This is a genomic window from Deltaproteobacteria bacterium (assembly GCA_030654105.1).
Classification (GTDB): domain Bacteria; phylum Desulfobacterota; class SM23-61; order SM23-61; family SM23-61; genus JAHJQK01.
This window is the reverse complement of sequence record JAURYC010000009.1, coordinates 1-5,133: the sequence shown is the minus strand read 5'-3', so window position 1 is coordinate 5,133 and position 5,133 is coordinate 1. Positions and strand designations below refer to the sequence as shown.

Sequence of the window (5,133 nt, the reverse complement as noted above, 5' to 3'; positions counted from 1 at the left end):
ATGGCGGTGAAAAAAATAGGAGAGCTCCTAGTTGAATCAGGGCTTATCACCGAGGCTCAACTGGAAGAAGTTCTGGAGGAAAGTAAAAAAGGTAGTGGAACCCGGATTGGAACCATCCTGGTGAAAAAGGGTTATGCGGCAGAAATAGATATTTCCTAGACCCTTTCCTTTCAATTGAACATCCCTTTTGTAGATATCTCTTCCGCCACCATTGACCCGGAAGCAATCCAACTGGTTAACGAAAAGCTGGCCAAGAAGTACCTGCTGATTCCTCTATACTTCGAAGGGAAAATGTTAGTAGTCGCCATGGCTGACCCCTTGAACCTGAATGCCATCGACGATGTCAGGTTTTCTGCTGGATTACAAGTTCGGCCGTGCGTGGCCACCTCTTCAGATATTGCCGAGGCCATACGCATCCATTACCATCTCAGTCAGCCGATTGAGGATCTCATCGTTGATTTGAAGATCAAGTCGGATAGTCTTGTTGAAGTCCTCCACGATATCGATTCGGAAAGGGATCTCGCCGAACAGGTTAAAAAAAGTTCCGCCCCCCCCATCATAAAAATCGTAGATTCCATCATCGTCTATGGGGCGGAAAGCAGGGCCAGCGATATCCATCTGGAGCCCCAAGAAAAGTGGGTAAAGGTGAGGATTCGGGTGGACGGGATTATGAGGGAAACGATGCAACTTCCTAAATGGGTACAGGGGGCTGTGGTTTCCCGTATCAAGGTAATGGCCAAGATGGACATTGTCGAAAGAAGGGTTTCCCAGGATGGTAGAATAAAGGTCAGGCTGGGAGAAAAAGGCCTGGATTTAAGAATTTCAACGGTGCCGACCCAATATGGGGAGACGGTGGTAATGAAGGTGCTCGACCCGAAAGCAGCGATGATTAGCCTTAACAACATTGGGCTCACGGGACAGGATTACCAATGGGGTCTTGACATGATCGAGAGGCCGCAGGGAGTGGTCCTGGTAACAGGACCGACCGGCAGTGGGAAAACCTCTACCCTTTATGGCATGATTGAACATATCAAGGGCGAAGAGATCAATATCATTACCATAGAAGACCCCATCGAGTATGAACTAAAAGGTGTAAACCAGGTGAATGTAAATGAAAAGACGGGCCTCACCTTTTCCTACACCCTGCGTTCGGTCCTGCGGCAGGACCCGGACGTGATCCTGGTGGGCGAGATGAGGGATACCGAAACCGCCATCATTGCCTTCCAGGCTTCTATGACCGGGCACCTTGTGTTTTCGACGCTCCATACCAACGATGCCGTTTCTTCCGTAATCCGGCTGAAAAACCTGGGAGTTCCCCAATATTTAATGGCTTCTTCATTAAACGGTATCGTGGCGCAGAGACTCGTTAGAAAGTTATGTCCTCAGTGTAAGGAAGCCTACACACCGACAACGGATGAACTGAAAAGGTTGGGCATCAGCAGGTCTGAAGACCAGAAACTCTACCGAGGGCATGGTTGTAAGAGCTGTAATGGGAGTGGCTATGCCGGCCGGGTAGGGATATTCGAAGTGTTGGGCATAAATAACAAAATGCGGGATATGATCGCTACCGATGCCCAAGAGCAGGATTTAATCAAGGCTGCGACAGAGGCCGGAATGACCTCGATGCAAATGGACGGCATAAAAAAGGTAGCGGCGGGCATCACCACCTTTGAAGAGCTTGGCCGGGTAGTTTATCTTACCAAAGAGGATAAGGGTCTGACGGGTGTTTGTCCGTCGTGTTTGCAACCGATTATGGTTGACAGCGAAGTATGCCCCCACTGCGAGCGTTTCATCACGGGGACTTGCTCGTCATGCGGGAAGGCAAGACAGGCCGATTGGATTATATGCCCATTCTGTGCCACCATGTTTGAACCGCCGAAAAAACCGTTGCTGAAGGACCAGGCCGTCTCATGATTTGGTGAAAATTCCCCTGTTCGGAAGATGCCGTAAATTTTCCGGTCAGTATCTGCTCCAGAGACCCCGGTTGTTTTCCCTTGCTTCCCGGTAAGCCCTTAAAAATCTATCTTCGTACTTCACATTCGGAGGGTAGGTCATTAGATTGGCGTACCCCGCTTTAACAATTTCCTCGTTTAACATCTTACCATTGGGTAGATAAACATAACCTAAAAGCCTTCCATATTTATCGCGGATCTGCCGATCAAACTCTATTTTTATCGTGTCGCCCGGCTTTACCAGTCTTTTTACGTATCGAGTCGCCTCCTGCCCCAGACTGGTAATTTTCTTAATATCCTCTTGATTTCTGGCAGCGTCCTTTTTGGCCTTTTGGTTTACTCTGCTTTCCGGGGTGTCTATCCCAATCAGACGAATGCTTTCGATCCGGCCTTGATGCTCGATCTTTAAGGTATCTCCGTCTACTACTTTCAAGACAATTTCGGGCCTTTGGTCTCCAGGAGGTTGCCCTGCCAAAGCAAAGGAGAAGACCAAGATAGGGAGGAGAAGGATAATCCCCCAAAATATTTTCCGGATCCACCGCGGCGCAATGGGGAGAAAGTTAGAATTTTTTATGGCAGGGTGGAATCGCAGCTTAATATGTACTGGCGAATTGGCCATACACTCACACTCCTTTTCAGATTGATTTTTTGGCAACTCGAAAATAAAAAACCGGACACCCTGTTGTTGAAGCAAAGCCACAGGTAGTCCGGTCTCTATTGTCTGACTTCGGCAACCCGGCTATCCCGCCATGCGGGACCCGCGGCTTTCCGTCCCCCGATTACTCGGAGTTTGGCCTTATCGGTCTATGGTTTTTTATTTAAATTAATTGGGATGCAGATTTTCGCCTATACTCAAAAATTAAAACGCTATGCGCATAGCGCTAAGCGCTTAGCGAAGTTCTATGTTCATCTGCGTCCAAATTATTATATCGGCAATTTTTTTGGTTGCCTTTAATCTTTGTCTATGAAATTATTGCTGAATTAATTATTTTAAATAAACCTTTCGAATCGCTCTTTTTTAACTTTGCATACCGGACAGACTTCAGGAGGTTCTTCCCTGGCGCACAAGTAACCGCAAACCCGGCATCTCCAGACGGGCAGGGGGAGGGAAAATATTTTTTGGTCCCCGGATCCTGATTTGGAGTTTTTCCTCTCTTCTTCAGGCGGTCTTCTTTCTGGGATGGAATTAATTTTTTTCTCACCTTTTAAAACGGCCCCGGAAACGTATAGGGCGCAATAACAGGCGTCGTAATCCGTCAAATCAGGATCGCGGTAATCGCAAGGACAAATAATATCAAGGTCTTCTCCTTTATTGCCCGAGGCCAACCGGCACGGACATGCCCAGTAGCCATACCTTTTTTCGTTTATGAGTAGGCCTTTGACAAGTTCTTTGGTGAAAGCCACATCCGGGTTAAGATGGTATCCAGAGGCCTCCGCTTCCCGATGCAGCCGAGCATAGAGTTTTTCCACCTCTTCCCAACTTACTTCCAACCCGTCTTTCATGATTTTAAAGCCTCCTCGATCTTCTTTTCATCAAAGCCCACGATGCATTGCTCGTTAATGGAAAGAGTGGGGAATGAGCAACGGGGGTTCAGTTTTTTAACCTCCGCGGTGGCTTTCGTTTTTTCTTCACCCTGGAGAAGGTCGACATCGACATAATGATACTCCACGCCCAATTGGTCCAGTAACTGCTTCATTTTTCGACACCAAACACAAGTGCTCAGGGCATAGAGAACAATACTCCCTTTGTTCTCTCCGGCGACATGGATCATTCCCATTTTCATTTACCTCCCCCTTTAGTTTCAATCAAAAGTGTATTCGAAAGAATAGTAAGAGTCAATGAGGATTGTCCAAATTCAGGCCCTGATATCAGAAGCGATGGGCCAAAGTAAGGGTAAAAGCAAGGGGGTGAGTTTTTAAAAAAATGATTGACGCTGCCCGGACAGAAATAGTTTATAATTCTTTTGCATGGCATCGAAACTCCATTCAAAAAGAAGGTAGAAAAAAACTTTATCAAAGGAACCGGGCCGGACGGAAAAATGAAAAAGAAAGTTATCATCGATTGCGACGTGGGAGTGGATGATGCCCTGGCATTAATCCTGGGCTTTCATTCGCCCGGACTGGAAATCAAAGCCGTTACGGGGGTGAACGGAAATGTTCCCATCGATACGGTTTTTCCAAATATCCAGAAAGTTTTATCTCTCATCCAGCCCCCGGACCAACCGGTCATTGCGCGGGGGGCAAGCCATCCCTTAAAAGGGAAATCGTTTTATGCCCATTCCGTGCACGGAGAAGATGGGCTGGGAGGGGCGAAGACTTTTTATCTCCATGACCCTCTGGCAGTGGGTGGGGTGACCGATCCGGAATTAATGAGCAAAGAAAAGCTGGCCCTCCACGTAGAGACCGAAGAAGGAGAGCGGTATGGCCAGGTCTGGGAGGTAGCAGCAGGGAAGGGCCTTCAGAACATCGAGGTTTGTTTGGGGGTGAACTCAGGAAAATTTTTAGAACTTTTTTTATCCAGCCTGGAGGATTGAATCCATGACCAACAAGATACTGGTCTTGGGGAGTTCCAACGTGGATTTTATTCTTAGGATTCCTCGCTTCCATAATCCGGGAGAGACAATCACAGGGGAAAGTCTGGTAACAGCTTTCGGCGGGAAAGGGGCCAATCAAGCCATTGCCGTCGGCGCTCTAACCACAACCAAGTTGGGAGCCCAACCGCCTCTCCCTTCCCAACCGGATTGCGAAAGGTTCTTAAGGAAGCAGGGAAAGAAGTGAAGAGAGATGGTTATACGGCGGTATGGCTATGTGAATCGCATACCAAAAAATTCAGTCAAGGATTTATTGACCATTGAAGATGCGACCCCAAGCACCACCCCCTCGCCTTTCTCACATAGGACGCATTTATAAGTGTAAACCATGATGAAACCTCCTCTTTTGAAATTCAAAAAGTTGGCATGCAGCCCCTTTATTTGATTTTCTTCCAATCTTTATATGACATTCAGAGAGATTTTAGTAGAATTTTCATTCCATCCAAGACTTCAAATTGATATAATCAAAAAAATTTTAACTGGATTGTATAGGAAATTCCTTTTTGGACACGGATTCACCCTGTTAGATGTTTACTATCTAACAGGGTAAACACAGATTATCAGGATAAACTAAAAAGAAAATAATTATC

General features: G+C 46.8%; 6 protein-coding genes and 1 riboswitch. Of the genes, 3 read left to right on the top strand and 3 right to left on the bottom strand.

Annotated elements, in window-relative coordinates; translation table 11 throughout:
* Positions 1-174: 174 nt before the first annotated feature.
* A complete protein-coding gene (locus tag Q7V48_00390; GenBank protein MDO9209202.1) occupies positions 175-1,914 on the top strand; it encodes an ATPase, T2SS/T4P/T4SS family in 1,740 nt (579 codons plus the stop codon).
* A 45-nt stretch (positions 1,915-1,959) separates the two neighbouring features.
* On the opposite strand, the gene Q7V48_00385 is transcribed toward Q7V48_00390, so the two are convergent.
* The 3 genes from Q7V48_00385 to Q7V48_00375 all read right to left on the bottom strand — a co-directional run bounded on the left by Q7V48_00385 (position 1,960) and on the right by Q7V48_00375 (position 3,730).
* On the bottom strand, positions 1,960-2,571 hold the full coding sequence (locus Q7V48_00385) for a thermonuclease family protein (GenBank protein MDO9209201.1): 612 nt from the start codon (positions 2,569-2,571) through the stop codon (positions 1,960-1,962).
* A 107-nt stretch (positions 2,572-2,678) separates the two neighbouring features.
* Positions 2,679-2,757, bottom strand: a riboswitch (cyclic di-GMP riboswitch).
* Positions 2,758-2,942: 185 nt separating this feature from the next.
* Positions 2,943-3,455 carry a ferredoxin-thioredoxin reductase catalytic domain-containing protein gene (locus tag Q7V48_00380; protein ID MDO9209200.1) on the bottom strand — a complete coding sequence of 171 codons (513 nt, stop codon included), beginning with the start codon at positions 3,453-3,455 and terminating at the stop codon, positions 2,943-2,945.
* Entirely contained in the window at positions 3,452-3,730 is a 279-nt protein-coding gene (locus Q7V48_00375; protein MDO9209199.1) for a glutaredoxin family protein, read from the bottom strand. The genes Q7V48_00380 and Q7V48_00375 overlap by 4 nt, the downstream gene beginning before the upstream one ends.
* Positions 3,731-3,991: 261 nt before the next feature.
* On the opposite strand from Q7V48_00375, the gene Q7V48_00370 reads away from it, so the two are divergent.
* Both Q7V48_00370 and Q7V48_00365 read left to right on the top strand, forming a co-directional pair.
* On the top strand, positions 3,992-4,486 hold the full coding sequence (locus tag Q7V48_00370; GenBank protein ID MDO9209198.1) for a nucleoside hydrolase: 495 nt from the start codon (positions 3,992-3,994) through the stop codon (positions 4,484-4,486).
* A 4-nt stretch (positions 4,487-4,490) separates the two neighbouring features.
* Positions 4,491-4,730 carry a hypothetical protein gene (locus Q7V48_00365; protein ID MDO9209197.1) on the top strand — a complete coding sequence of 80 codons (240 nt, stop codon included), beginning with the start codon at positions 4,491-4,493 and terminating at the stop codon, positions 4,728-4,730.
* The last annotated feature ends 403 nt before the right edge of the window (positions 4,731-5,133 follow it).

Coding starts and splice junctions, on each gene's coding strand:
- Q7V48_00370 (MDO9209198.1), top strand. CDS start 3,992: ATGAAAAAGAAAGTTATCATCGATTGCGACGTGGGAGTGGATGATGCC.
- Q7V48_00380 (MDO9209200.1), bottom strand. CDS start 3,455: ATGAAAGACGGGTTGGAAGTAAGTTGGGAAGAGGTGGAAAAACTCTAT.
- Q7V48_00365 (MDO9209197.1), top strand. CDS start 4,491: ATGACCAACAAGATACTGGTCTTGGGGAGTTCCAACGTGGATTTTATT.
- Q7V48_00375 (MDO9209199.1), bottom strand. CDS start 3,730: ATGGGAATGATCCATGTCGCCGGAGAGAACAAAGGGAGTATTGTTCTC.
- Q7V48_00385 (MDO9209201.1), bottom strand. CDS start 2,571: ATGGCCAATTCGCCAGTACATATTAAGCTGCGATTCCACCCTGCCATA.